Raw genomic sequence first — 25,861 nt, 5'->3', positions numbered from 1 at the left:
CGTTGCAGGGCTTTTGGCGTTCCGGTCTCTGCGGACGGAATTAAGTGAATATTACGACAGATGAGCCTTAGGGGAAGAGGGGATATCACTCTGCGCTGCAATTTCCCGGTCTGGCCGTTTTGCATGTCCTGTCAGATCTGAATTTTCTTACTTTATTCATGATGTTGAGGCGATCCGCCTGTGGTGCTCAAATTTTCAGCCGGGCTTTATGGGTGGCTGTGTCCTGGCAGGAGGGTGGTCTTTTGGGACTTATTCTGCACCGCAATAACGGTATATTTCCCTTATTGACGCCCCGCCGAAAGGACGGGGCGCAATTTTCGACGCACTCAGGCGGGCCGTTTATGCCGCTTTTTCGGGCAGCGGAAAACCGTTGCGTCCGGGGAATTCCGGAGCGAGTTTCCGGGCGTTCGGCATCTTCAGCCAGAGCCGCAGCAGTTTGCGCATTTTCTCCGGTTCGTCATGGTCGAGGAAGGCGTTGCGCGAATGCAGCACGGCGTAATTGTTGGCGAATTGCAGATCGCCGGGTTCCAGCATCATGTCGAGCCGCAGCGCATCCGTGTCGATGATCGCATCGAACAGGTCCAGCGCCTCGATTTCGACCTTGGAAAGCGGTTGGTTCATGATCTCATGCCCGAGTTCGAGATATTGCCGCAGGTAACGACAGCTCAGCTTGCCCTCGTGAAAGCTGAAGATCGGCGACAGCGACGGGGTGTCCTCGCAGAGATGCGAAAAATACCAAGGACGATAGTAGAGCCCGAGGAATTCGCGGTACTCTTCAAGGATCACGTTGTAGATCGACGCAACGCTGATCAGACTGCTGAGGCCGCCCTCGCGTGCCTTGCGCACGGACAAGAGCCCGACCACGTCGGACGGGTCGGAGTGATAGGGCAGGTAGAGGTTGGTCTCGTAGACGCGGGTGTCCTTTTTCTTGGCGTCGCCCACCGCCATCACTTTGCCGATCAGATCGCCGCGCGGGTTCTGGCCCACCGGCTCACCGAGATGCAGGCCGATGCCGAAATAGAGCGTGTCGATCTCCGCATCGCTGTAGTTTTCGATTGGCAGCCCACGCAGCACGAGAAAGCCGCGCCCGTTCTCCAGCTCGTCGGCACAGCGCGCCAGTTCCGCTTCGAGCGGGCCGAGGGGGAAATCCGCGCGGGTGAAATGTGGAAAAGACAGGCCCTTGTCTTTCAGCCCGGCGAGCGCGGCGTCGATTGCGGCGATTTGTTCCGCGCTCAGCATGTGAACCCAACTGTCGTCCCGGTCGAAATCCTGGGCGACCCAAGCCGCGGGCGTTGTGATTTTCTCTGTCAGAATGATGCTCATGCTCTGGTCCTTTCCAGCCTGTGCGTGTGCGGGATGTTCCGGGACGGAGAGACGGCTGTCACCATGACAGGAACAGACGGCGCATGCGCCGCAGGGCTGACTGGCTTCATCCGGTTGTTTCATGCGCCGATTCTCCGTACTTAATGGTATAGACATTTGCGGAGATGGAATTTGAGTCAATACTATTTGGTATAGACTTGCAAAATAATATTCTTCTGGTTGGCCGGGCGGTGAAATTGCCCTAAAAACAGGCGAAAAGCGACGCGAGACCTCTTCGCAGAACGCAACAGGGAGCAGTCAGATGACGGATTCAGGGAAGACGCGAAAGGTCGGCTCCAACTCGGGGCGGATGAAGGAAGACCGTTTGAGCAAGGAAGACTGGCTCGATACGGGGTTGGCGATCCTCGGCCAAACCGGACCAGGGGGGCTTAGGATCGATCAGGTCTGCAAGGCGATGAAGGTCACCAAAGGCAGCTTCTACTGGCATTTTCAGGACAGACAGGATTTTCTCGACACGCTCTTCGCCTATTGGCGCGGGCGGGAAACCACCGGGCTGATCCGTCATGTCGAAGAGCGCTACACGCGGCCCGAAGATCGCATCTGGCATGTCGCCGAGTTTGTCACATTGGGCGATTACGACATCGCCTCAGAGGTGGCGATGCGGCAATGGAGCCAGAGCGATGCGGCGGTACGTGACGGGCTGACTGAGGTCGATGCCGAACGTCTCGAATTTTTCGCCCGCCAGTTTGCCGCGACGGGGTTCTCGCCGGAGGAGGCCCGGATGCGGGCGATCTCGATGTATTCCGTCACGCTGAGCTGTGGCTACATGTTCACCGGCGAAACGCCTGAAGCGTTGAAGCAGCGGGTACGGGCGAGCCTCGATCTTTTGCTCGTCCGCCCCTGAGGGTCAGACCCCGACCCGCGCCCAGACGCAATCGTGATCCGCGAGCGGACGATGGTTCGCGTCGAGCGAGGACAGCACGCCCTTGTCGAGACAATGCATCTCGCGCGCCGTGATCCAGTCGAGTTTCATCACCCGCTCCGGGTGCGGCGTGATCAGCGACGGGCGTGTGGTCATGCCGGGGGCGGTGAAGTCCCAGTCGTAGCCGCGTGCCGTACCCAGATCGAACAGCGACTCATCGCGATGGTCGAAGTTGGGTGGGATGTGGTTGCCGGTGTTCAGATCGCCGCCGATCAAAACCGGCGCTCCCGGCGCAAAGTCGTCCACGGCGTCGAGCAGAATTTCGAACTGGGCGTGGCGATGTGCAGGACCGGCATTGCTTTCCAGATGGGTGGAAACGACGCAAATCTCGCCTGCCTCTGTCGGCAGCACGGCTGCAATCGCCATCCGCCCGCCCAAGCGCGGCTGGTCCGGGTCGGCACCGCTGGCCTCGGAAAACCAATGGCCATGATCGTCGAGACGAATGAGGGTCGCCTTGTCGAACGGCACTTTGGCGAGCACCGCATTGCCGTGCCACCCGAGCGCGTTGAAGGCGTCTTTGCAGAAATGCCGCTCGGTCGGTCCGCCCAGCCCCATTTCGAAAAACTCGACGCCGTAAGCATAGCCCATGCCCAAAGCTTCCGCGACCTCCGCCGTGGTATGGAGCTGGCCGGTGCGGGACATGCCGTGATCGACTTCGGAAAGCAAAACCACATCGGGGGCCAAGGGCATCAGATGCGCGGCGGTGTCTTTGGGAAACAGGCAGCGTTCAACATTCCATGCGGCCACGGTGATCTCTGCGGGCAGGCGCTTTTGCGTCGCCGTCCCGCCGATCTGCACCGCGTTCATCGCCAGAACCTCGGCCATCATGGCGCGATGGGCGTCGGCGGTGCGCGGGGCGTTGAGAAGCGCCGCGCGCTGGGCCTCGGTGACGGGGGGCAGGGTGTCCAGAAGCGAGATCATGCGCGCTCCTCCGTCAGGTTTTGGTCCCTCAGGTTCAGGGAAAACGAGGTCTCCATGCGCTTGCCTGTCTCCGGATGGAACAGGCAAAGGTTTTGAGGGTGGCACGACAGGCGCAGGGGGCCAAGTGCGACGCTTTCGTCTTTCGCCAGATGCACGGTGAGGCGTTGGCCGTCGATCTGGCCATGAAGCAGCCGATGCGCGCCCAGCTCTTCGATCAGCTCAACCTCCATCGCCAAAGGACCATGCGCGTCGATGATCAGATCCTCGGGCCTGAGCCCCAAAGTCACCGGTCCGCGCATTTTCGTCGCAAGCGGCAGTTTCAGCCCGGCGAAGAACAGTTTCCCGTCCACGATCTCGGCCCCCACGAGGTTCATCGGTGGTGCGCCCATGAAGGAGGCGACAAAGGTCGAGGCCGGGTTATGATAAATCTCGGACGGCGTGCCGATCTGTTCGATCTTACCGCCGTTCAACACGATGATGCGGTCGGCCATGGTCATGGCCTCGACCTGATCGTGGGTGACGTAGATCGAGGTGACGCCAAGGCGGCGTTGCAGGGCCTTGATCTCGATCCGCATCTGGTTACGCAGCTTGGCGTCGAGGTTCGACAGGGGTTCGTCAAACAGAAACAGCGCCGGATCGCGCACGATGGCGCGGCCCATGGCGACGCGTTGCCGCTGACCGCCGGAAAGCTGCGCCGGTTTGCGGTCGAGATAGTCGGTGAGGTTGAGCATCTTCGCCGCCTCATCGACCTTTTGTGCGATGACGTCTTTCGGCGTTTTGCGGTTCTTGAGGCCATAGGCAATGTTTTTGCGCACCGTCATATGCGGGTAGAGCGCATAGTTTTGAAACACCATGGCGATGTCGCGATCCGCCGGGTCGAGCGTGTTGACCACGTTCTCGCCGATGGAAAGCGCACCTTCGGTGATGTCCTCAAGCCCCGCGATCATGCGCAGGAGCGTGGACTTGCCGCAGCCCGAGGGGCCAACGAGCACGACGAACTCGCCGTCTTTGATCTGAAAACTTGCGGGGGTGACGGCCTCGACGCCGTTGGGGTAGATTTTGCGGACGGAGTCCAAAGTGACCTGAGCCATTGTGTGTGTCCTTATTTATCGGAGTCCGTGAGGCCCTTGACGAACCAGCTCTGGAAGAAAATGACGATGGCGACGGGGGGCAGAACGGCGATGATCGCCAGCACATTCGCGCGCCCGTATTCGGGGATTTCATTGCCGCCTTGCAGCACCTGAACGATCCGTTTGATGCCGCGCACGAGGGTGTACATGCTTTCGTCCGTGGTGATCATCGTGGGCCAGAGATATTGGTTCCAGCCATAGACGAACATGATGATGAACATCGCGGCGATCATGGTTTGCGAAAGCGGCACGAGGATGTCGATGAAGAACTTGACCGGCCCTGCGCCGTCGATCCGCGCGGCTTCGACCAGCTCTTCGGGGACGGAGCGGAAAAACTGGCGAAAGAAAAACGTCGCCGTCGCCGAGGCGATGAGCGGGACGATCAGCCCGGTGTAGGTGTTCAGAAGGCCCAGTTTCTGCGTGATTTCGTAAGACGGCAGAATGCGCACTTCGAGCGGCAAGAGAAGCGTGGTGAAGATCAGCCAGAAGGCGAATGTCGCAAACCGCAGGCGGAAATAGACGATGGCATAGGCGGCCATCATGCCGATGACGATCTTGCCGATGGCGAAGCCAAGCCCAAGGATCAAAGAGTTCTTGAACATCGCAAGGCCAGTGTTGTCGCCAGAGAATCCCGAAGCCTCGAACATGGCTTTGTGAAAGTTCGGGCCGAGCTGATCGCCGAAATAGAGGCCGGGGCCGTATTTCGCCGTCTCGACATCGGGCGTCGAGGCGGTTTGCAGCATGATCAGCAGCGGCACGAACATGAACAGAGACCCGGCGATGAGGATCGCGTGATCCGCCACGGTGGACCAGCGGATGCGGCGACGGGGGATGACGGGGGTGGAGAGAGAAATATCAGCCATGATCCTGCCTCAGGTGTAGTGAATGCGTCGTTCAACCAGCCGGAACTGGAACACGGTCAGGACAAAGACGAGCACCATCAAAATGACCGATTGCGCCGAGGAACCGCCAAGGTCGTTGCCGCGGAAGCCGTCGATATAAACCTTGTACACAAGGGTCATCGGGTTGTTCGCAGGCTCGCCTTTCACCAGCGTGTCGATCACGCCGAACGTGTCGAAAAGCGCGTAGGTGATGTTGATGATGAGCAAAAAGAACCCGGTTGGCGCGAGGAGCGGAAAGGTCACGTCCCAGAACCGGCCAGAGGCGGAGCGGTTGTCGATCAGGGCCGCCTCGCGCACGGATTTCGGGATGCTTTGAAGCCCGGAGAGGAAGAAGATGAAGTTCACCGGAACCTGTTTCCAGACGGAGACGAGCACCATGGCGAAGGCCGTATCGAAATAATCCGCGCGCATGTTGAAATCCCAGCCGAACAGGCCAAAGAATTCGGTGAGCGGCCCCCAGCGTTGGTTGAACAGCAAGAGGCCCATGAACCCTGCGACAGGAGGGGCTACGGCATAAACCCACATCAGAAGCGTGCGATAGGTTTTGGCGCCGCGCAGGACGCTGTCGGCTTTAACCGCCAGCAAAAGCGCCAGAGCGAGGGAGAAAAACGTCACCAGAACGGTGAAGACCAAGGTGAAATTCGCGACCTTGAGATATTCGGCGGAGTCCGCCAGCGCGGTGTAATTCTCCAAGCCGACAAAGGTCTGCCCAAAGCCAAACGGATCTTGCAGGTAAAACGAGGATTTTACCGCATAGGCTGCGGGCCAGTAGAAAAACAGAAGGATGATCGAAAGCTGCGGCACCAGAAGGAGGATCGGCAGCCAGCGGGAGGAAAAGCCTGCGCGTTTCATGAGGGGACCTTTCACGGGGAGGACCGTTCGCAAAAGCCTGACGGCCGCGAGGACGCGGCCGCCAGAAATATCGTTCACACTGGTCTTAGCCTTGGGTCTTGGCGAAACGGGCGAGAAGTTCGTTGCCTTCTTTCTCGATCGTCGACAGCGCGTCTTCGATGGAGGTCTCGCCGGAGAGGAAGCGGCCCAGCTCACGGTTTTCCACGTCGCGGATCTGAACGTAGAAGCCCATGCGGTAGCCACGGGTGTTTTCACCGGCGGCAAGCATCAGCTGTTTCGGACCGGTTTCGGCGGCCGGGAAGCGGTCGTAATGACCATCGGCTTTCGCCAGCTCATAAGCGGCGGTGGTGATCGGAACGTAACCGGTTTCACGGTGCCACATGTACTGCACTTCCGGGGAGGTCAGATAGCGGAAGAACTCGGCGGTCGCCTTGTTTTCCTCGGCGGATTTGCCGGACATCGCGAACAGAGCCGCGCCGCCGATGAAGGTCTGGTAGCCCTCTTCGGTGATCGAGGCCCAGTAGGGCAGGTAGGAGGAGCCCCATTTGAACGGCAGGTCTTTCTTGGTCAGGCCGCCGAAATCGCCCGAAGAGCCGATGTACATCGCCGCTTTGCCAGCTTCGAATTGCGCCTGATTGTCGTCCCAACCTGTGCCGAAGAAGCCGAAATAGCCTTCGTCGAGCCATTCTTTGACTTTGGTGAAGTGCATTTTCATCTCGTCGGAGTTGACGAGGATCTGGGTGCCTTCAGCGCCATCATAGCCGTTCGCGTTGGTGGCAAACGGCAGGTTGTGACGGGAATGGAAGTTCTCGACGAATTCCCACGGCAGGTGCGTCTGCACGAGCGGGATGTAGCCCGCGTCCTTGAGTTTCGGCGCGATGGCTTCGAAGTCTTCGTAGGTTGCGGGAACCTCGACACCGGCAGCGGCCAGCGCATCGGCGTTGTAATACATCACCGGCGAGGAGGAGTTGAACGGCATGCCGATCATCTTGCCCTGGTTGTCGGCGTAGAAATAACGCACGCCCGGAATGTAAGCGTTGATGTCGAAGTCGACACCGTTTTCCGACAGCAGATCCTGCACCGGAACAGTCGCGCCCTTGGCGCCGATCACGGTGGCGGAACCGGCGTCGAACACCTGCATGATGTTCGGCTGTTCACCGGCGCGGAAGGCGGCGATGCCGGAGGTCAGGGTCTCTTCATAGGAGCCTTTGAACACCGGGGTGATTTTGTACTCGTCTTGCGAGGCGTTGAAGCCTTCGGCGATTTTGTTGACGGTCTCGCCAAGGTTGCCGCCCATGGCGTGCCACCAGGTGATCTCGGTTTCCGCAAAGGCTGCGGTGCCCGCGAGGGCGAAAGCGGCAGCAGCTGCCGTGATCTTCATCGTGTTCATGTCACGTCTCCGGTCTGGACCCGCTTCGGGCCTGTCAATCTGAGGCGCCCCCTGTCTGTGGCGCGCGGTGCCTCCCCTTTTGGTGGAGGCGCAAAACATCTCTGGCCGGGAAACCGACCGGTTTTGCACAGGCGATCAGATGCCGGGGGAATGTGATGGTTCTGTGAAGGATTTTTTACCGTTCTGACAAATTATGTTCCGCACGCGATGCACGCTCCCGTCTGAACCTGTGCGCATCTGCGACAGGCTGCCGCACGGGGGCTGCACCGGATTTGATCTTGTGGGTGAAAAACAGCCCGTGCTTTGACCATTTTTGAATTTTCAAGCCGTTCTCCCTTGGGTTGTGCTCTCCGGGCAGGCATCGCGCATGTATCCTGAACCGACCCGATGATCGGCCTGCGGATCATTTGGGAGGAGGAGGCGCAGGTGACCATTCGAGAGATTTTCAAATGATACCTTTACTGGATTTTCGACTACAGGCCTCGGGCAAGGACCCGCTCGGATTTGCAAGACAGATGGGGCAGGCCTGCCGAGACGAGGGGGTGTTCCTTCTGTCCGAACATGGCATCCCGCGCGGGCTTCTGCGTGAGGTGCTGAGTGCCTCGGAGACGTTCTTTGACCTGCCTGAGGAGGAGAAGGCGTCGCTCGACATCCGTCATTCGCCGATCAATCGCGGTTGGGCGGCCTCGGGTGTCGAAGTGCTCGGCGGGGCATCGGGCACACCGCTCAGCAAGGAAAGCTTCAGCCTCGGGCTGGATCTCCCGGAGAGCGATCCGCGCGTGCAGGCCGGTGAGCCGTTTCGCGGGCCGAATCTCTGGCCCGAGAACGACATGTTCCGCGATGTCATGCGCGATTATTACAAGGAGATGTTGGGTCTCGGTCGAGCCCTGATGCGCGGGGTCGAACGCGATCTCGATCTGCCGCAGGGGTTTTTCCAGCCGCATTTCACCGATCCCATGGCAACGCTGCGCCTGTCGCACTACCCCGCCTGCGTGCAGGACATGACATTGGGAGAACAGCCGCAATTCGATTACGGCGCGCTCACGGTCGTGCTCACCGATGGCTCGGGGGGCTTGCAATACCTGAGCCGCTCGGGGCAATGGCGCGATGTGCCGGAGATTCCCGGTGCATTGCTTGTCCTGGTGGGGGACGGGCTGATGCGCTGGACGAATGACCAATATCGCTCGCTGCCACACCGGTTGGTGCCGCCGATGCGCCCGCGAACGCTCGCCGCCTTCTATCTCGATCCGAACCCGGACAGCGTGATCGCGCCGCTGCCGCGCACCGGTCCTGCGCATTACCCGCCGGTTCAGGCCTCGGATTATCTCAGGACGCGTCTCGAGGAGACATATCTCTTGCCCGATCAGCCCCTGCGCCAAGTGCGTGGGCTGCGGGGCTGAGGCCACGCGAAGACGTCTGGACAGACGGGCCGGGGCGTCCTAAGCCTCGGCCATGATGACTGAGACGATGCCAAACTGGAACGAAGAGCTCGACGCGATCGGGTTGATCTGTCCTTTGCCGGTGCTGAAGGCCCGCAAGCGGCTTTTGAGCATGGCGCCGGGGCAGGTTTTGCGGCTTCTTGCTTCCGATCCGGCGGCGGTGATCGACGTGCCGCATTTCTGCAACGAGGCCGGGCATGAGTATCTCGGTATGGAAGAGCGCGGCGACAGCCAGACCTACCTGATCCGACGGGGCTGATCAGACCCGCGCAAGCATTTCTTCGGCCTCAGCCAGATCTTCAGCCGTGTTGACGTTGAAAAACAGCTCCTTGGGCATGGCCCCCTCGAACAGGATTGGCACAGCGCCTTTGCTCTCCGCGAATTGCACCATGCGCCGCTGATGCCGCGCCAGTGCGACACGCAGATCGTCGCGCAGGCTCACGGGCCAAAGCCCAAAGGTCGGATGCCAGCGCGTTTTGCCATCCTCTTCTGTGACCGCGATGCCAAACCCCTCGGGCCGGGACACCTGCGACAGGCGGGCCACCAGATCGGTTGGGAAAAACGGTGTATCGGTGGCGACGGTCACGATCGCCTCGAAGCCTTTCATCGCCGCCCAGTCGAGCCCCGCCAGAACGCCGGCCAGCGGGCCCTGCATATGTGCGGTGCCGTCGGGGATGATCGGATAGCCGAACTCGGCATAGCGCTTCGGATCGCCATTGGCGCTGATTGCCAGTGTGGCGCATTGCGGCGCGAGCCGGTCGATCACCCGTTCGATCAGTCGCGCGCCGCCAAGCTCCACAAGACCTTTGTCGACCGTGCCGAGGCGGGTGCCTTCACCGCCTGCGAGAATGACGCCGGGATAGCTGCTCATCGGGGTCCCTCCATAGGGCTTTTGCTCTTGCCCGCCATTCTGTATGTCCGGGGCAGGGCAAATCAAGGGGCAGGCCATGCTCGGCTATGTGATGACGGAAGAGCGCGGCGGTACGGATCGCCTGCTGGCGCAGCTCGCCGAAGGGTTCGAGGCCGAGGGGCGGCGGGTCATCGGCGCGGTGCAGATCAACAGCGAACTTCCAAACCAGGTCAAATGCCGGATGGAGCTTCGGCTGCTGCCTTCGGGCGAGCGTGTGACGATCTCCCAAAGCCTCGGCGCTCTGGCGAGCGGTTGCCGTCTCGACCCGGACGGGTTGGAACGTGCCGTACATCATGCCGAAACCGCGCTCGAGGGTGGGGCGGAACTGGTGCTGATCAACAAATTCGGCAAGCAGGAGATCGAGGGGCGCGGCTTTCGCGATCTGATCGCTGCCGCCCTTGCCGAAGGCATTCCGGTGCTGCTCGGCGTCAACAGAAAGAATTTCGGAGCGTTTCAGGCCTATGCCGGTGACTTCGCCGAGCCCGTGGCGGCAGAGCTCTCCGCGATGCGGGATTGGTGCCTTGGGATGTGGGCTGGGAAAATGTGAGATGCTGGCGAATTCATCGCCGCGTCCTAAAAATTAGGCAGACATTGATCTGATTTCGGCTCATTACGAGTTCCACTATGCGGGAATCGTTTACTTTCCATCCTGCTTCACGCGATCTGGCCCCATGAGTGCTCGCCTGTCCGTCATCGTCGTCGAAACCGACCGTACCCGCGCCCAGCTGATCGTGGACAGCCTGCGCGCCGCCGGGGAATTCGACATTTCCGTCATCAACGATCCCAATGGGCTGGCGCGGCAAATTCAGGCGCGCAATCCGGATATCGTCCTGATCGACATCGAAAACCCCTCGCGCGATACGATGGAGGAACTGGCGCTGGCTTCAGGTCCCCTCGACCGCCCGGTCGCCATGTTCGTTGACAGCACGGACGAGGCGCTCTCGACCGCTGCGATTGAGGCCGGGGTGTCGGCCTATGTGGTCGACGGGTTGAAGGCGCAGCGGGTCAAGCCGATCATGGACGCCGCCATCGTGCGGTTTCGGATGTTTCAGCGCATGCGCACGGAGCTGGCCGAGACCAAGAAGGCGCTCGAAGAACGCAAGGTGATCGACCGGGCCAAGGGCATGTTGATGCGTGCCAGAGGCATCGGCGAGGACGAGGCCTATGCCTTGCTGCGCAAGGCGGCGATGGATCAGGGCAAACGCGTGGCCGATGTGGCGCAGGCTCTGGTGACGGCGGCGGGGCTTTTGGGATGAGAGGTACTGTGCTCTCCGTCGGGTTCATCCCGCTGGTGGATGCCGCGCCACTGATCGTGGCGCAGGAGATGGGCTTTGCCGCCGAAGAGGGCATTGCGCTCGATCTGCGGCGCGCGCCGTCGTGGTCCTCGGTGCGCGATATGCTGAGCTTTGGGCAGGTCGAGGCGGCGCATATGCTGTCGCCGGTTCCGGTCGCAACGGCCTTGGGGCTGGGGGGTGCAGGGGCCAAACTGACTGCGGTTTCGGTTCTGTCGATGAACGGCAATGTCATCGGTGTGTCCAACGATCTCGCCGCCCGTTTGCGCGAGGAGGGGCATGATTTCGCCTTCAATGACGCGCAGGCGGCGGGCAAGGCTCTGATCGCGGCCGTCAAAGGGCGGCTTCGGATCGGTGTGCCTTTCCCCTTCTCGATGCATGCCGAGCTTTTGTATTACTGGCTCTCCGCGCTGGGGTTGCCTGCACCGCAATCGGTCGACATTCGCACCGTGCCGCCGCCCTTGATGGCCGATGCCATGGCCACCGGCGAGATCGACGCCTTTTGCGTCGGCGAGCCTTGGGGATCGAAAGCGGTGGACAACGGGGTGGGGGAGCTGTTGCTTCCGACTTCGGCGATCTGGTCCGCAGCCCCGGAAAAGGTTTTGGCGGTGCGCAGCGACTGGGCCGAACAGGAAGCCGCGCTGATGGGGCGGCTGATCCGGGCGGTGTGGCGTGCGGGGCGCTGGCTTGGCTCGCCCGACAGCCGCACGCTCGCCTCCGAGCTTTTGGGCCGACCGGAATATCTCGATCTTCCCTCCGAGATGCTGGAGCGCGCGCTGTCCGGCCAGATCGTGATTTCCCCGACCGGCGAGACCCGGCGCGTCGAGGGGTTTCTCGAGTTCTTCAACGGCGCTGCCACCTTCCCGTGGCGCTCGCAGGCGGAATGGATCGGCACACAGCTTGCCGCCCGCACAGGGCTTGAGCGGGCTCAGGCGCGGACCCTCGCGCGGGCTGTATTCCGTTCGGATCTTTATCGACAGGCTCTGGCGCAGACTTCCGCCGATTTGCCGAGGGCATCCTCGAAAGTCGAGGGGGCTTTGCGCGCGCCGACTCCGGTTGCCTCGGGGGCAGGGCATTTGATTTTGACACGCAATCAGTTTTTCGACGGGCGCGTTTTTGATCCTTCTGGAGAATGATGCACAAAATTTTTGCATCTTGGTGCGGTTGCAGCATTTTCGTCTGTGCGTAATCGTCAGAGGCTTTGCGTCCGCAGCGTGATTCCCGGCATATGTGGGGTATCGCAAGGCAACGATGCCGCGATACGAAATTCCGTCCCGATGATCGGGACAGATGCATGATAGTCCCGGTGATCGGGACACCGAGCAAAGCCGCTCGATAGATCGCCCCTTCTCCTCCCTGGCGGTCTATCGGCGGCTTTTTTGTATTTTCATCGTAACAGGGACACACGGATGAAAAAGCTTCTTCTCGGCCTCGCGGCCACGACGGCACTCGCAGCCCCCGGTTGGGCCGAGATGCTCGATCTGGAAAAAGACCAGCTGACCTTCGGGTTCATCAAACTGACCGACATGGCGCCGCTCGCGGTGGCTTATGAACAGGGCTTCTTTGACGACGAAGGCCTCTTTGTGACGCTCGAAGCGCAGGCGAACTGGAAGGTTCTCCTTGATGGTGTGATCGACGGGACGCTCGACGGCGCGCATATGCTGGCCGGTCAACCGCTGGCCGCAACCATCGGGTTTGGCACCGAAGCGCATATCATCACGCCGTTTTCCATGGACCTGAATGGCAACGGCATCACCGTGTCGAACGAGGTTTGGGAAGAGATGAAACCGAACATCCCCGTGGATGCGGACGGGAAAGTGCAACACCCGATTTCCGCCTCCGCCCTCGCGCCGGTCGTTGAGAAATACAAATCCGAAGGCAAGCCCTTCAACATGGGCATGGTGTTCCCGGTCTCGACCCACAACTACGAGCTGCGCTACTGGTTGGCTGCTGGTGGTCTGCATCCGGGCTACTATTCCCCCGAGAACATCACCGGCCAGATCGGCGCGGATGTGTTCCTGTCCGTGACGCCCCCGCCGCAGATGCCTGCCACCTTGGAGGCCGGTACGATCTATGGCTACTGCGTGGGTGAGCCGTGGAACCAGCAGGCCGTGTTCAAGGGCATCGGTGTTCCGGTCATCACCGACTATGAGCTCTGGAAAAACAACCCGGAGAAAGTGTTTGGCATCACCGCCGAGTTCGCCGAGCAGTATCCGAACACCACGCTTGCCGTGACCAAGGCGCTGATCCGTGCGGCCATGTGGCTCGATGAGAACGACAACGCCAACCGTCAGGAAGCCGTCGAGATTCTGTCCCGCCCGGACTATGTGGGCGCCGATCCGGAGGTCATCGCGAACTCCATGACCGGCACGTTCGAGTACGAAAAAGGCGACAAGCGCGACGTTCCCGACTTCAACGTGTTCTTCCGCTACAATGCGACCTACCCGTTCTACTCCGATGCCGTCTGGTACCTGACCCAGATGCGTCGTTGGGGCCAGATCGCGGAGGCCAAGCCGGACAGCTGGTATGATGAAGTGGCGAAATCCGTCTACAAGCCGGAGATTTACCTCGAAGCCGCGCGTCTGCTCGTGGACGAGGGGCTGGCGAATGAGGCCGACTTCCCCTGGGACAGCGACGGCTACAAAGCGCCGACGCCTGCCGAGGATATCATCGACGGCATCCCCTATGACGGCAAAGCGCCGAACGCCTATCTCGACAGCCTGCCGATCGGCCTGAAAGGCGAGCAAGTGGTCGTGGGCACCGAAGTCAAAGGCTGAGCCCGACCCGCCTGACATATGTCGCAGAACGGGCGGAGCCCAGACGCTTCGCCCGCCCTGAAAAACGATAACAAGATCCCGGCGTGCTCCCCATCATGCAACGACCGGGACCCCAGTCTCCCTCAAGGGGCCTTTGTGCCCCGCCTTTTTTCCACCCTCTGATGCGAGGATCCCGCCATGACCGCCATCGACCCCCAAGCGCTCGACGCCGAGGCCGCCCGCAAGGCCCGCGAGGATCGTCGCGCCAAACGTTTCACCCGGATCAACAAGGCCGACGCCTGGTTTCAGGTTCTGGGCCTCTCCTGGATGACGCCGATCCTCAAAGCGCTCGCCGGTGACAACCCGAAAGCGCAAGCCAAGGAAATCTGGAAACTTTTGGGCGTGCCGGTTCTGGCCATCGTCGGCTTTCTGATGCTCTGGGGCGCGCTTGCGCCGAAGGTTCAGACCTCTCTGGGCGCGATCCCCGGCCCTTCCGCAGTTTGGGAAGAAGCGGTGAACCTGCATCACGATGCGATTGCCAAGGCCGAGAAAAAAGCCGCCTTCCTTGAGCGCGTCGAAGCGCGCAACGCGAAATACATCGCGGCGGGGGAGATGGATAAGGTGAAGGACATTCCCTACACCGGTTCGCCGTCTTACTACGAACAAATCTGGACCTCGATCAAAACCGTCTTCTTCGGCTTCCTGATCGGTTCCGCGATTGCCATTCCGCTGGGCATTCTCGCCGGGCTTTCTCCTTACGCGAACGCCGCGATCAACCCGCTGGTGCAAATCTTCAAACCGGTCTCGCCGCTCGCGTGGCTGCCGATCGTGACCATGGTGGTTTCCGCGCTCTATACAACCAACGATGGCCTATTCGCGAAATCCTTCCTTGTGTCGGCCATCACCGTGACGCTCTGCTCGCTCTGGCCAACGCTGATCAACACCTCTCTCGGAGTGGCGTCGATCGACAAAGATCTCGTCTCCGTCTCCAAAGTGTTGAAAATGGGCACCTGGTCCAAGATCACCAAGCTCGTGCTGCCCTCCGCCCTGCCGCTGATCTTCACCGGTCTGCGTCTGTCTCTGGGTGTGGGCTGGATGGTGCTGATCGCCGCTGAGATGCTGGCGCAGAACCCGGGGCTTGGCAAATTTGTCTGGGACGAATTCCAGAACGGCTCCTCGCAATCCTTGGCGAAAATCATCGTCGCCGTGCTCACCATCGGCATCATCGGCTTCCTTCTGGACCGCGTGATGTATGCGCTGCAATCCCTCTTCACCTTCACGAACAACCGGTGATCGACATGGGTTTCCTGACATTCGACAATGTGTCCAAGGGCTATGGTGAGGGGCTGCACCGCACCCAAGTTCTCCGAAACATCAATCTTTCGGTCGAGGAGGGCGAGTTTCTTGTGCTCCTCGGGTTCTCCGGCTCCGGCAAGACCACGCTGATCAATCTGATGGCCGGGCTCGACACGCCCTCCACCGGCTCCGTGACATTCAAAGGCCAGCCGGTGACCGGCCCCGGTCCTGAGCGCGGCGTGATTTTTCAGAACTATTCGCTGATGCCGTGGCTCACCGTCGATCAAAACGTCGCCTTGGCCGTGGATGCGATTTTTCCGGGGCTTTCCAAGGCCGAACAACAGGAAAAAGTCGATCATTACGTCAAAATGGTGGGGCTGAGCCACGCCAAAACGCGCCGTCCGGCGGAGCTTTCGGGCGGCATGCGCCAACGTGTGAACGTGGCCCGCGCTCTGGCGATGAACCCGGAGGTTTTGTTGCTCGACGAGCCGCTCTCTGCGCTCGATGCGCTGACGCGGGCGAACCTTGCCGACGAGATCGAACATATCTGGGACGCCGACAAGAAGACCTGCGTTCTGATCACCAACGATGTGGATGAAGCGATCCTTCTGGCCGACCGGATCATCGCGCTCAATCCCGACGGGACGCTTGGCGAAGAGTTCAAGGTCGACATCCCGCGTCCGCGTGACCGGACCGAGATGAACCATGACGAGACCTTCCACCACCTGCGCGCGGCCGTGACCAATTATCTCATGGATGTGGGCATTGAAGCCAAGGCGGAAGGACTCAAACAGCTGCCGGGGATCACCGCGATTCACAACCAAAAGGTGCCCGCGGCGGTGGAGAAAGCACAAGAGGGACTTATCGAGCAGAGATTCCTTACCTTTGAAGGTCTCCACAAGATTTACCCGACCCCGAAAGGGCCGCTGACCGTTGTGGAGGACTTCAACCTGAAACTGAACCGGGGCGAATTCATTTCGCTGATCGGGCATTCGGGCTGTGGCAAATCCACAGTTCTGACCATGGCGGCCGGGCTTAACGACATCTCGAAAGGTGCGATCAAACTCGATGGGTTCGAGGTGCGTGGCGCCGATCCGGAGCGTGCCGTGGTGTTCCAGTCGCCGAACCTGTTTCCCTGGCTCACAGCAAAGGAGAACGTGGCAATTGGTGTCGACAAGGTCTATCCCGGCGCGTCGCAATCCGAGCGGCAGGACGTCATTGAATATTATCTTGAAAGGGTCGGCCTCGCTGACGCTATGGACAAGCCGGCCTCGGAAATGTCCAACGGCATGAGGCAACGTGTGGGCATCGCCCGCGCCTTTGCCCTGTCGCCGAAACTTCTCCTGCTTGATGAGCCTTTCGGCATGCTCGACAGTCTCACGCGCTGGGAGTTGCAGGAGGTTCTGATGGAGGTCTGGGAGCGCACGAAAGTGACCGCGATCTGTGTCACGCACGATGTCGACGAAGCCATCCTTCTGGCCGACCGCGTTGTGATGATGACCAACGGGCCGCAGGCGACGATCGGCAAAATCACCGAAGTGAACCTGCCGCGTCCGCGCACCCGCAAGGCGCTTCTGGAGCACCCGGATTACTATGCCTACCGGCAGGAAGTGCTCGATTTCCTTGAGGAATATGAGCACGGGGCGAAACCGAAGACGTCTTCGGAAAAAAAGTCTGACCCGAAGGCCATCGCGGCGGAGTAAAGATATGGCGGAACGGCTTGTCATCATCGGTGCGGGTATGGCCACGGGGCGGCTTCTCGATCATCTGATCAACGAGGCTCCCGAGGCCTTCGACATCACGCTTTTCAATGCGGAGCCGCGCGGGACCTATAACAGGCTCATGCTGTCGCCGGTCTTGGCGGGGGAGCTTCGTTATGACGAGATCGTCACCCATGACGATGCGTGGTATGCCCGCCATGGCGTGAGCTGCCGCTTTGGCGAACGCGTGACCCGGATTGATCCGGAGCACCGGGTCGTCTTTGGCGAGCGCGGCGAAGTCCCCTATGACAAGCTGGTCATCGCCACCGGCTCGACGCCGTTCATCGTGCCGCTTCCCGGCCATGAGATGCCCGGCGTCATTGCCTATCGCGATCTTGAGGACACCGAAGAGATGATCCGTTTGGCTAAAAAACCGAACGGGCGTGCCGTTGTGATCGGCGGTGGGCTTTTGGGGCTTGAGGCGGCGGCAGGCATGGCCGCGCGCGGCACGCATGTCACCGTGGTGCATCTCGCCGATCACCTGATGGAGCGCCAGCTCGACGCACAGGCGGCGGGTCTGTTGCAGGACGCGCTGGAGGCGCGCGGCATCGAGGTGATCTGTGGTGCCAATTCGAAAGAGATCATCGCAGATGACGAGGGCCGTGCGCGCGCCCTTCTTCTGGACGATGGGCGCATGCTCTGTTGCGATCTCGTGGTGATGGCCGTGGGCATTCGGCCTTCCATCGCTCTGGCCCGCGCCTGCGGTATTGAGACCAAGCGCGGCATTCTTGTGGATGACCAGTTGCGGACCAGCGCTCCCGATGTCTTTGCCTTGGGTGAATGCGTCGAACATGACGGGCAGGTCTTCGGCCTCGTTGCTCCGCTTTTCGATCAGGCCAAGGTGTTGGCCAAGACGCTCCGCGATCTGCCCGCGAGCTTCGTCAACAAGGATGTCTCAACCAAGCTCAAAGTCACCGGTTGCGATCTTTTCTCCGCCGGCGATTTCCGCGAGGCGCAGGGCCGCGAATGCATCACCTATTCCGATCCGCAAGCCGCGATCTACAAGCGTCTTGTGATCGAAGACGGGCGACTTGTGGGAACGGTGATGTATGGCGACACGGATGACGGCGGCTGGTTCTTCAACCTGATCCGCGACGGCGTCGATATTTCCGACATGCGGGACATGCTGATTTTCGGTCCGGCCTATCAGGAAGCGGCTGCGGCACCGGTTTTGGAGGTGATGTGATGAAAGCGCCGAAATCCAGCTGTGCGATCCGATCGACCTGCCCCTATTGCGGGGTCGGCTGCGGTGTCGTTCTGGGCCCGGACGGGCAGGGCGGCCTCGATGTGCGCGGCGACAAAAGCCATCCGGCGAATTTCGGGCGTCTCTGTTCCAAGGGCACGGCTCTGGGAGAAACCGTCTCGCTCGACGGGCGGCTTCTGGCCCCGCGCGTCCATGGCACGGACACGGATTGGGACACGGCGCTGGGCCTTGTGGCGCGCACGTTTTCCGAAACCATCGCCGAACATGGCCCCGACAGCGTGGCCTTCTACGTCTCCGGCCAGCTCCTGACCGAGGACTACTATGTCGCCAACAAGCTGATGAAAGGCTTCATCGGCTCGGCCAATATCGACACGAATTCGCGCCTCTGCATGGCCTCGACTGTGGCCGGACACAAACGCGCCTTTGGCAGCGACACGGTTCCCGGTACCTATGAGGACCTTGATGAGGCCGATCTGATCGTGCTCACCGGGTCGAACCTCGCATGGTGCCACCCGGTGCTTTATCAACGCATTCTGGCCAATCGCAAGAAACGCCCGGAGCAAAAGCTCGTCGTCATCGACCCGCGCCGCACCGCCTCCTGCGATCTGGCGGACCTGCATCTGCCGGTGAAACCGGGGGCCGATGTGGCGCTGTTCAACGGGCTTTTGGCTGAGATCGAAAAGCGTGGCTTGATCGACCGGGAGTTCGCCGAACATGTCACGGGTCTCGATGAGGCCATCGAAGCCGCCAAGGCCGACGATCTCTCCGTGACGGGCCTGTCGGACGATCTTCTGGCTGAGTTCTATGCGCTTTGGTGCGGTACGGAAAAGGTCGTGACGATCTTCTCCCAAGGCGTCAACCAATCCTCCTCCGGCACCGACAAGGTCAATGCGATTATCAATTGCCACCTCGCCACGGGGCGCATCGGGCGCGCGGGGCTTGGGCCGTTTTCCGTCACCGGTCAGCCCAACGCCATGGGGGGGCGTGAGGTCGGCGGGCTGGCGAATATGCTGGCCTGTCATCTCGATATTGAAAACGCCGATCATCGCAAGGCCGTCGGCGATTTCTGGTCCGCCCCAGTCATCCCGGAACAGGCCGGTCTCAAAGCCGTCGACATGTTCCGCGCCGTGGGCGAGGGCAAGATCAAGGCGCTGTGGATCCTTCATACCAACCCTGCGGTCTCCATGCCGGACGCCGACAAGGTGCGCGAGGCCATTGCGGGCTGCGATTTCGTCGTGGTCTCCGACATCACCGAGGCGACCGATACGGCGCGCCTTGCCCATGTGCTGTTGCCCGCCACCGGCTGGGGCGAAAAAAGCGGTACGGTGACCAATTCCGACCGGATCATTTCGCGACAACGCATCGTCCTGCCCGCCCCCGGCGATGCGCGCCCGGATTGGTGGCAATTGGCCGAGGTCGGGCGTCTGATGGGCTATGGCGCGGCTTTCGATTATGAGAGCCCCGCCGAGATTTTCCGCGAATATGCGGCCCTGTCCGGCATCGCTGGCGGCTTTGGCAAGGATTTCGACATCTCCGGTCTCAAGGACCTGTCGGACGCCGAATATGACGCGCTGGAGCCGACCCGCTGGCCGTTGTCCGATGGCAAACAGGGCGGTCGTTTCTTTGCCGACGGCAAATTCTATACCCCCGATGGCAAGGCCCGGATGCTGCCCGTGTCGTGGAAGCCCCCCGTGGCCAAAACCGAGCCGCGCTATCCGTTCCGGCTGAACACCGGCCGGGTGCGTGATCAGTGGCACACCATGACCCGCACCGCCCGCGCGCCGCGTCTCAATGCCCATCTGGGCGAGCCGTTCATCGAGATTCACCCGGAGGATGCGCGCGCCCGTGGCATTGGGCCGACCTCTCTCGTTGAGGTGACGTCGCCCAATGGCAAGGCGATCCTGCGCGCCATGATCACCGACCGGATCGCCCCTGGCGAGATTTTCGCGCCGATGCACTGGACCGGCGAAAACGCCCCCGCCGCACGGATCGACGCGCTTGTGGCCGCGGTGACGGACCCGGTTTCCGGCCAGCCAGAGAGCAAGGCTGCGGTGGCGCAGATCAAACCGTTTGAGGCGGCGTGGTATGGCTTTGCGATCTCGCAAACCCCGGTGAACGCCGATGCGGAGTATTGGGCGCAGGCGAAAACCTACGCGGGTTACCGTATGGAATTGGCCGGGCGCGAGACGCCGGAAGATTGGATCGAAGCGGCACGCCAGCTGTTCGATCTGGCCGATGTAGATGTTCAGACCATGCTCGATCCGGCCAAAGGCACCGCGCGCATCGCCTTTCACAAGGACGGCGTGTTGCAAGCCGCGCTTTTCGTGTCGCGCCAACCGGTCGCGGTGATGCGCGATTACCTGACGCATCTGCCGGGGCAGGAGGCGCCGATGGTGCTGTCGGGCAAATCCCCCGCCGATCAACCCGATCCGGGGCCGGTGCTCTGCTCTTGCTTCAATGTGGGTGTGAACACTATTCTGTCCGCGATTGAAACACGCGGGTTGATGACGGTCGAAGCGATTGGCGAGGCGTTGCAGGCGGGCACGAATTGTGGCTCCTGCCGGCCCGAGATCAAGGCGCTGATCGAACGGCTCAAGGGCCGCGAAGCCGCAGAGTGAACCGAGGGGACACCCGATGAGCATTGCCGAATTCGTTCGGATTTTGGGCCGTGGCCCGGGCCGGTCCCGATCCCTGAGCTATGACGAGGCGCATGAGGCCATGGCGCGTGTGCTCCGGGGCGAGGCCGCGCCCGAAAGCGTCGGTGCCATGCTGATGCTGATGCGGATGAAGGGCGAAGTGCCTGAGGAGATTGCGGGCTTCACGCGCGCGCTGCGCGAAACGCTTGTGACCGTGCCGGAGCCCGATCTCGATTGGCCGTCCTATGCGGCGGGCCGCACGCGGGGCCTGCCGTGGTTCCTTTTGTCCGCGCGGCTTGTGGCGGAAGGCGGCTACAAGGTCCTGATGCATGGATGGAACGGGCTGGGCGAAAGTGGTCATCTGGTGCGCGAGGGGATGCCCTATGCGGGGATCACCTCCTGCGACAGTCCGGATCATGCGCGCGAGGTGATGGCGACAGAGGGCATCGCCTATCTGCCGCTGGAAAATTTCTCGCCGGAGCTTCTGCACCTCTTGCAACTGCGCGCTGTCTTCGGCCTTCGCTCCTGTCTCAATACCGTGGCGCGGATGCTCAATCCGGGTGGGGCAGGGGCCTCGGTTCAGGGCGTGTTTCACCCGCCGTATCGGGAATTGCAGGCGGATGCCTCGGCGCTTTTGGACCTGAAATCCCTGTCGGTGATCAAAGGCGGCGGTGGAGAATTTGAGCGCAATCCGTCGAAGGACATTCAGGTCTTCGGACTGCGGGACGGTCTGCGGTGGGAGGGGCTCGTGCCACCGGCCCATGAGGATGTGCGCAGGCTTAACGATGGCGAGACCGATCTCTCACGTCTTGCGGCCCTTTGGGGCGGGGCGCTCGACGATCCTTTTGCGGAGGCGATCGTGCTGGCCACGGCGTCTCTGGCGCTGGAGACTTTAGGGGAAATCGACCCCGTAGAACGGGCCGGGGCGCTCTGGCGGGCGCGGTCACGTTAACCCTGTCTTGCGAGCATCACGAAATTTCACAGCTTTGACCACAGGCTGGCCGGAATGCTGCCTTTTTCCGGGGGGATAGTCGCGGTTAACCGGAGGTTTGTGGAGATCTTGCGATGGACATCGTCATGCAGGTGAAGGCGTTTTGGGTGCAAGTGCTGGCCGGGCTCGACGCCCGCGCTCAGGTGACACTCATGGCCGTTGGGCTTGGTCTGATGATTTTGGCCGTTGCCCTGTTGATCTGGCAGCGCCGTGGCCGGGCGGCGCACAATGCGCCCAGCCGAACGCCGCTCGCCGAGACCGTCTCCCGCAGTGTGCCCGGCGAGCGCCACATGGTGACGCGTCAGAAAGGCGACGCGTTCCTGCGCCGTCTGGATCGGATGGGCTAAGGTCGGCTGCGCGATCAGAAATCGACCGCGACGCCGGGCAGATTCAGCTCTTTCATCAGGTCGCGCAATTCCTGACGGGCGGCGACGTTCGAAATGTTCATCGCCGATTTGACACCGATGTCCTTGAGATCCAAAAGCGTCAGCCCGCGCGGGAACAGTTCCCGGAAGATCACCCGTTCGGAAAACCCGGGAGCAACGCGGAAGCCGATGCGTTTCGACAGCTCGTCGAGCGCGTCGCCGATCTTTTTCTTGTTGTGCATCTGCTGCGCGCCGAGACGGTTACGGAGTACGACCCAATCGATGGGCTTGAGCCCGGCCTGCGCCCGCAATTGCCGTGCGTTCCAGACCATCTCCGAATAGACCGAGGGGCCGAGGATCTTGTTGCTGTCCGGATCGACCCGCGCCAGAAGGTCGAAATCGATGAAACTGTCGTTCATCGGCGTGATCAGCGTATCGGCGAGGGTATGCGCCACCTGCGACAGCCGGGTGTGCGATCCGGGGCAGTCGATCAGGATAAAGTCGCAGGTCTCTTCCAGCCCTGCGACGGCCATCGACAGGCGTCGGTCGTAAATGTTCTCACCTTCGGCCAGATCGTCGGCATCGACTTGCGGCAGGTCGCGATAGTCCGGCGTCGGAAGCTCGATCCCGTCGCGCAGGCAATAGCTCAGGCGGTTTTCCAGATAGCGGGCAAAGGTCTTTTGCCGCAGATCGAGATCGAGCGCGCCGACCCGATGGCCCAGCCGCGCCAAAGCCGTCGCCACATGCATGGAGACGGTCGATTTCCCCGCTCCGCCCTTCTCGTTGCCGACGATGATGATATGCGCCACGTTCCCAATTTCCCGTTCTGTCCGCGCGCTTTTGCGCTGCGTGTGTTGTCTCTTTGCGACCTTGTATGACGATGTTTTTCGCTGCCGTGCAAGAGCGTTTCGCCCGGTTTCCTCGATCCGTTTCGCAGTGTTGCGATGCGGATATGGCAACGAATTTGCGGTTTCATGCGTTGAGACGGGACATGTGCGGCCCTTTGAGTGCCGCATCACTCTGGGAGAAGACACATGAAACGTATGATTATGAGCACGGCCGCCACCGGTTTCGGCCTCATTGGCCTCGGCTTGAGCACCCCCACTTTGGCGCAGGAGGCGCAGGCGATGGAGGAAAGCATGGTGGAGGAAAACATGGTGCTGGAAGCCTGTAGCGACATTCTGCCGCCCTGTATGACCGAAGAGGGCACGGTGATGTTGAAAGATGGCCGTATCGTCAGTGCGGTTGAGGCCTATGAGGCGCTTGGCATCGCCGCGCCGCGCGAGGAGGTGGAAACCGCCCCCGCGACCGTGGGCGAAGAGGCGGCTGCCGACCTTGAGCACCAGGAGGTCGTCGAAGAGGACGCTCTGGCGGATCAACTGGCGGAGGATATGCCTGCTGCTGACGAGGAGGCGACGACGGCGGCTCCTGAAGCGGCGCCGGAAATGGGAACGGTTGTGCCAGATGTGACCGAGAGTGACTCGACCCAGACGCTGGAAGAGGCGCTTGCGGCGGAAGAGGTTGAAACGGGCGGTGACGTCACAATGCAACCGCTTGAACCGGGCGAGACCGCAGAAGCCACGGATGAGGAGATGGCTCCGATGGCGGACAATCCTGTCACCGACGAGATGACCGATGCAGAGCTCAAGCCGCAGCTTCCCGAGGACGCCGAAGGGGTTTTTATCCCGACCGATGCAGGCGAAGCCGAGGCCGTCGAGATGACGGAGGAGGTGCTCAAGGCTCAGGCCGAAGAAGAGGCGGCACAGGCGGCGGAGGAAGAGGCGCTCGCGCCTCCGGCTGCGGCGGTCTCCGCTGAGACCGGACAGGAGATCGAGGTCGAAACCGAAACCGTGACCCGCGAAACCTCGCGCGCCTCCAGTGAGGAATTCGCCAATCGGACCACGGTACAGAGTGAGAAGGACGACGAGGGCCTGTCCAATCTCGAGAAATTCTTGATCGGGGCCGTGGGCGCCGCCGTCATTGGCAATGTGCTCGCCGATAACGATCAGGTCGTGGCCAACACCGGTGATCGGGTGATCGTTGAGCGCGACGGTCAATTGCGCGTGCTCAAGAATGACGACGCGCTGTTGCGCCAGCCGGGTTCTCAGGTGACGACGGAACGGTTTAACGATGGCTCGACCCGCACCACGCTGAACCGCGAGGACGGCAGCGAGGTTGTGACGATCCGCTCCGCCGACGGTCGGGTGCTGCGCCGTGAGCGTGTGCTGGTCGATGGCACGCGCGTTGTGCTGTTCGATGACACGCAGGCCATTGAGGCGGTCGATGTGACGGCCCTGCCGGATACGCCGCAGAAATCCGTGACCTATACCGAGGACGAAGACGCGCTCCGGGCCGCATTGGCCGCCAGTCAGGCGCAGTCTGAGGCGCTGAACCGTCGCTTTTCTCTGAACCAGATCCGTTCCATCCGCGCGGTGCGGGAGCTGGCGCCGGAGATTGAGCTGACCAATGTGACCTTCGCCAGTGGCTCCGCCGCGATCTCGCCCTCTGAAGCCGAAGAGCTTGCAGCTCTGGGGCGGGCGATGCGCGAGGCGATTGCCGCCAACCCGCGTGAGGTCTTTTTGGTCGAGGGCCACACCGACGCCGTGGGGGCTGCGACGATGAACCTTGCACTGTCGGATCGTCGGGCGGAAAGTCTGGCTCTCGCCCTGACGGAGTATTTCGACGTGCCGCCGGAAAACATGGTCGTTCAGGGCTATGGCGAACGTTACCTCAAGGTTCAGACCATCGAGGCCGACCGCAGCAATCGCCGCGCTGCGGTGCGGGTGATCACGCCGCTTTTGGCCGAGGTCGCCGCGCAGTAAGGCGTGAGGCATGGCAAACGAAAAGGCCCGCCAGAGGGCGGGCCTTTGCATATCAGATACGGGCGGAGGCTTAGAAGCCGAGGCCAGCGTATTTGTTTTTGAATTTGGAAACGCGACCACCGGCGTCCAGCAGGCGGGAGTTGCCGCCGGTCCAGGCCGGGTGCACCGAGGGGTCGATGTCGAGCGACAGGGTGTCGCCTTCCGAACCCCAGGTGGAGCGCATTTTCACGATGGTGCCATCGGTCATTTTGACGTCGATGAAGTGGTAGTCGGGATGGATATCGGTTTTCATCGTGACGATCCTCAGGCTTCGAGCGACTTGTAGTTGGCGACTTCCGCGATACGGGCGGATTTGCCGCGACGCGAACGGAGGTAGTACAGTTTCGAACGACGCACACGGCCGCGACGCACAACCTCGATGTATTCGATGTTGGTGGAGTAGAGCGGGAACACACGCTCAACGCCTTCACCGAAGGAAATTTTGCGAACCGTGAAGGAACCGGCAATGCCTTTGCCGTTCTTACGGGAAATGCAGACACCTTCGTAGTTCTGCACGCGGGTGCGCGTGCCTTCGGTCACTTTGTAACCGACGCGGATGGTGTCACCGGCCTTGAAATCCGGGATGGTTTTGCCGAGAGCTGCGATTTGCTCGGCTTCAAGCTGTGCGATCAGATCCATCGCTTACACTCCAATTTGCTCGTGGTATGCCACGAAGTTTCAATCGCCTCAGAGCTCCGCGTCTTCGATCGGGTCCATCTTGTCCCATAGGGGATGCCCGCCGGAGGGTTCAGGTCGTCTTTGCTTTGGTCTTTCCGGATGTCGGATCGGGCGTCGAAGAACAGGCCCGGACAAAACGAAAAGGCCCGGTTGATCGAATCTCGACCCCGGAC

At 61.3% G+C, this 25,861-nt stretch carries 24 protein-coding genes; 14 read left to right on the top strand and 10 right to left on the bottom strand.

The window, feature by feature from the left end; all coding sequences use genetic code 11:
- Positions 1-339: 339 nt before the first annotated feature.
- The gene (locus tag V1471_RS12535) at positions 340-1,323 is read right to left on the bottom strand and encodes a TauD/TfdA family dioxygenase (RefSeq protein ID WP_434289197.1); all 984 of its coding nucleotides are present in this window, start codon (positions 1,321-1,323) and stop codon (positions 340-342) included.
- Between the two features lie 301 nt (positions 1,324-1,624).
- Here V1471_RS12535 and V1471_RS12530 point away from each other — a divergent pair, with 301 nt between their 5' ends.
- Positions 1,625-2,227: a TetR/AcrR family transcriptional regulator gene (locus V1471_RS12530; protein WP_434289196.1), complete on the top strand. Its 603-nt coding sequence runs from the start codon at positions 1,625-1,627 to the stop codon at positions 2,225-2,227.
- A gap of 3 nt (positions 2,228-2,230) precedes the next feature.
- On the opposite strand, the gene V1471_RS12525 is transcribed toward V1471_RS12530, so the two are convergent.
- The 5 genes from V1471_RS12525 to V1471_RS12505 all read right to left on the bottom strand — a co-directional run bounded on the left by V1471_RS12525 (position 2,231) and on the right by V1471_RS12505 (position 7,500).
- Entirely contained in the window at positions 2,231-3,226 is a 996-nt protein-coding gene (locus V1471_RS12525) for an endonuclease/exonuclease/phosphatase family protein (protein ID WP_434289194.1), read from the bottom strand.
- Positions 3,223-4,317, bottom strand: coding sequence for an ABC transporter ATP-binding protein (locus V1471_RS12520; RefSeq protein WP_434289192.1), 1,095 nt, complete (start codon positions 4,315-4,317; stop codon positions 3,223-3,225). The genes V1471_RS12525 and V1471_RS12520 overlap by 4 nt, the downstream gene beginning before the upstream one ends.
- Before the next feature lie 11 nt (positions 4,318-4,328).
- The gene (locus V1471_RS12515; RefSeq protein ID WP_434289190.1) at positions 4,329-5,219 is read right to left on the bottom strand and encodes an ABC transporter permease subunit; all 891 of its coding nucleotides are present in this window, start codon (positions 5,217-5,219) and stop codon (positions 4,329-4,331) included.
- A gap of 9 nt (positions 5,220-5,228) precedes the next feature.
- Positions 5,229-6,110: an ABC transporter permease subunit gene (locus V1471_RS12510; protein WP_434289189.1), complete on the bottom strand. Its 882-nt coding sequence runs from the start codon at positions 6,108-6,110 to the stop codon at positions 5,229-5,231.
- Positions 6,111-6,195: 85 nt separating this feature from the next.
- Positions 6,196-7,500 (bottom strand): extracellular solute-binding protein, encoded by a 1,305-nt coding sequence (locus V1471_RS12505; RefSeq protein ID WP_434289187.1) that lies wholly within the window; start codon positions 7,498-7,500, stop codon positions 6,196-6,198.
- A gap of 449 nt (positions 7,501-7,949) precedes the next feature.
- Here V1471_RS12505 and V1471_RS12500 point away from each other — a divergent pair, with 449 nt between their 5' ends.
- Both V1471_RS12500 and V1471_RS12495 read left to right on the top strand, forming a co-directional pair.
- Entirely contained in the window at positions 7,950-8,900 is a 951-nt protein-coding gene (locus V1471_RS12500; RefSeq protein ID WP_434289185.1) for an isopenicillin N synthase family dioxygenase, read from the top strand.
- 52 nt (positions 8,901-8,952) lie between these two features.
- Positions 8,953-9,198, top strand: a complete 246-nt coding sequence (locus V1471_RS12495; RefSeq protein ID WP_434289184.1) for a sulfurtransferase TusA family protein — start codon at positions 8,953-8,955, stop codon at positions 9,196-9,198.
- Here V1471_RS12495 and mobA read toward each other — a convergent pair whose 3' ends face one another.
- Complete coding sequence (gene mobA / locus V1471_RS12490) at positions 9,199-9,810, bottom strand: molybdenum cofactor guanylyltransferase MobA (protein WP_434289183.1); 612 nt, start codon at positions 9,808-9,810, stop codon at positions 9,199-9,201. It lies immediately after the preceding gene.
- A 76-nt stretch (positions 9,811-9,886) separates the two neighbouring features.
- Between mobA and V1471_RS12485 the strand changes: the two genes are divergently transcribed.
- The 10 genes from V1471_RS12485 to V1471_RS12440 all read left to right on the top strand — a co-directional run bounded on the left by V1471_RS12485 (position 9,887) and on the right by V1471_RS12440 (position 22,131).
- Positions 9,887-10,396, top strand: a complete 510-nt coding sequence (locus V1471_RS12485) for a DUF2478 domain-containing protein (protein ID WP_434289181.1) — start codon at positions 9,887-9,889, stop codon at positions 10,394-10,396.
- 124 nt (positions 10,397-10,520) lie between these two features.
- Positions 10,521-11,105, top strand: a complete 585-nt coding sequence (locus V1471_RS12480) for an ANTAR domain-containing response regulator (protein ID WP_434289179.1) — start codon at positions 10,521-10,523, stop codon at positions 11,103-11,105.
- Positions 11,102-12,277, top strand: a complete 1,176-nt coding sequence (locus tag V1471_RS12475) for a CmpA/NrtA family ABC transporter substrate-binding protein (RefSeq protein ID WP_434289178.1) — start codon at positions 11,102-11,104, stop codon at positions 12,275-12,277. The genes V1471_RS12480 and V1471_RS12475 overlap by 4 nt, the downstream gene beginning before the upstream one ends.
- A gap of 273 nt (positions 12,278-12,550) precedes the next feature.
- Positions 12,551-13,918 carry a CmpA/NrtA family ABC transporter substrate-binding protein gene (locus V1471_RS12470; protein WP_434289177.1) on the top strand — a complete coding sequence of 456 codons (1,368 nt, stop codon included), beginning with the start codon at positions 12,551-12,553 and terminating at the stop codon, positions 13,916-13,918.
- Between the two features lie 177 nt (positions 13,919-14,095).
- Positions 14,096-15,190: an ABC transporter permease gene (locus tag V1471_RS12465; protein ID WP_434289176.1), complete on the top strand. Its 1,095-nt coding sequence runs from the start codon at positions 14,096-14,098 to the stop codon at positions 15,188-15,190.
- A gap of 5 nt (positions 15,191-15,195) precedes the next feature.
- Complete coding sequence (locus V1471_RS12460; protein WP_434289174.1) at positions 15,196-16,896, top strand: ABC transporter ATP-binding protein; 1,701 nt, start codon at positions 15,196-15,198, stop codon at positions 16,894-16,896.
- A 4-nt stretch (positions 16,897-16,900) separates the two neighbouring features.
- Complete coding sequence (locus V1471_RS12455) at positions 16,901-18,139, top strand: NAD(P)/FAD-dependent oxidoreductase (RefSeq protein WP_434289172.1); 1,239 nt, start codon at positions 16,901-16,903, stop codon at positions 18,137-18,139.
- The gene (locus V1471_RS12450) at positions 18,139-20,775 is read left to right on the top strand and encodes a molybdopterin-dependent oxidoreductase (RefSeq protein ID WP_434289170.1); all 2,637 of its coding nucleotides are present in this window, start codon (positions 18,139-18,141) and stop codon (positions 20,773-20,775) included. Before V1471_RS12455 ends, V1471_RS12450 begins: the two co-directional genes overlap by 1 nt.
- 16 nt (positions 20,776-20,791) lie before the next feature.
- Positions 20,792-21,745 carry a glycosyl transferase family protein gene (locus V1471_RS12445; RefSeq protein WP_434289169.1) on the top strand — a complete coding sequence of 318 codons (954 nt, stop codon included), beginning with the start codon at positions 20,792-20,794 and terminating at the stop codon, positions 21,743-21,745.
- Positions 21,746-21,858: 113 nt separating this feature from the next.
- Positions 21,859-22,131 (top strand): hypothetical protein, encoded by a 273-nt coding sequence (locus V1471_RS12440; protein WP_434289167.1) that lies wholly within the window; start codon positions 21,859-21,861, stop codon positions 22,129-22,131.
- Between the two features lie 14 nt (positions 22,132-22,145).
- Here V1471_RS12440 and V1471_RS12435 read toward each other — a convergent pair whose 3' ends face one another.
- Positions 22,146-22,958: a division plane positioning ATPase MipZ gene (locus V1471_RS12435; protein WP_434289165.1), complete on the bottom strand. Its 813-nt coding sequence runs from the start codon at positions 22,956-22,958 to the stop codon at positions 22,146-22,148.
- Positions 22,959-23,183: 225 nt separating this feature from the next.
- Here V1471_RS12435 and V1471_RS12430 point away from each other — a divergent pair, with 225 nt between their 5' ends.
- Entirely contained in the window at positions 23,184-24,971 is a 1,788-nt protein-coding gene (locus V1471_RS12430) for an OmpA family protein (protein ID WP_434289163.1), read from the top strand.
- A 70-nt stretch (positions 24,972-25,041) separates the two neighbouring features.
- Here V1471_RS12430 and rpmE read toward each other — a convergent pair whose 3' ends face one another.
- Entirely contained in the window at positions 25,042-25,263 is a 222-nt protein-coding gene (gene rpmE, locus V1471_RS12425; protein WP_434289161.1) for a 50S ribosomal protein L31, read from the bottom strand.
- Positions 25,264-25,274: 11 nt separating this feature from the next.
- Positions 25,275-25,649, bottom strand: a complete 375-nt coding sequence (rplS, locus tag V1471_RS12420) for a 50S ribosomal protein L19 (protein WP_434289159.1) — start codon at positions 25,647-25,649, stop codon at positions 25,275-25,277.
- Between the last annotated feature and the right edge of the window lie 212 nt (positions 25,650-25,861).

The organism is Celeribacter sp. SCSIO 80788 (genome assembly GCF_051054295.1).
Lineage (GTDB): Bacteria > Pseudomonadota > Alphaproteobacteria > Rhodobacterales > Rhodobacteraceae > Celeribacter.
This window is presented reverse-complemented; position numbering and strand designations above follow the sequence as displayed.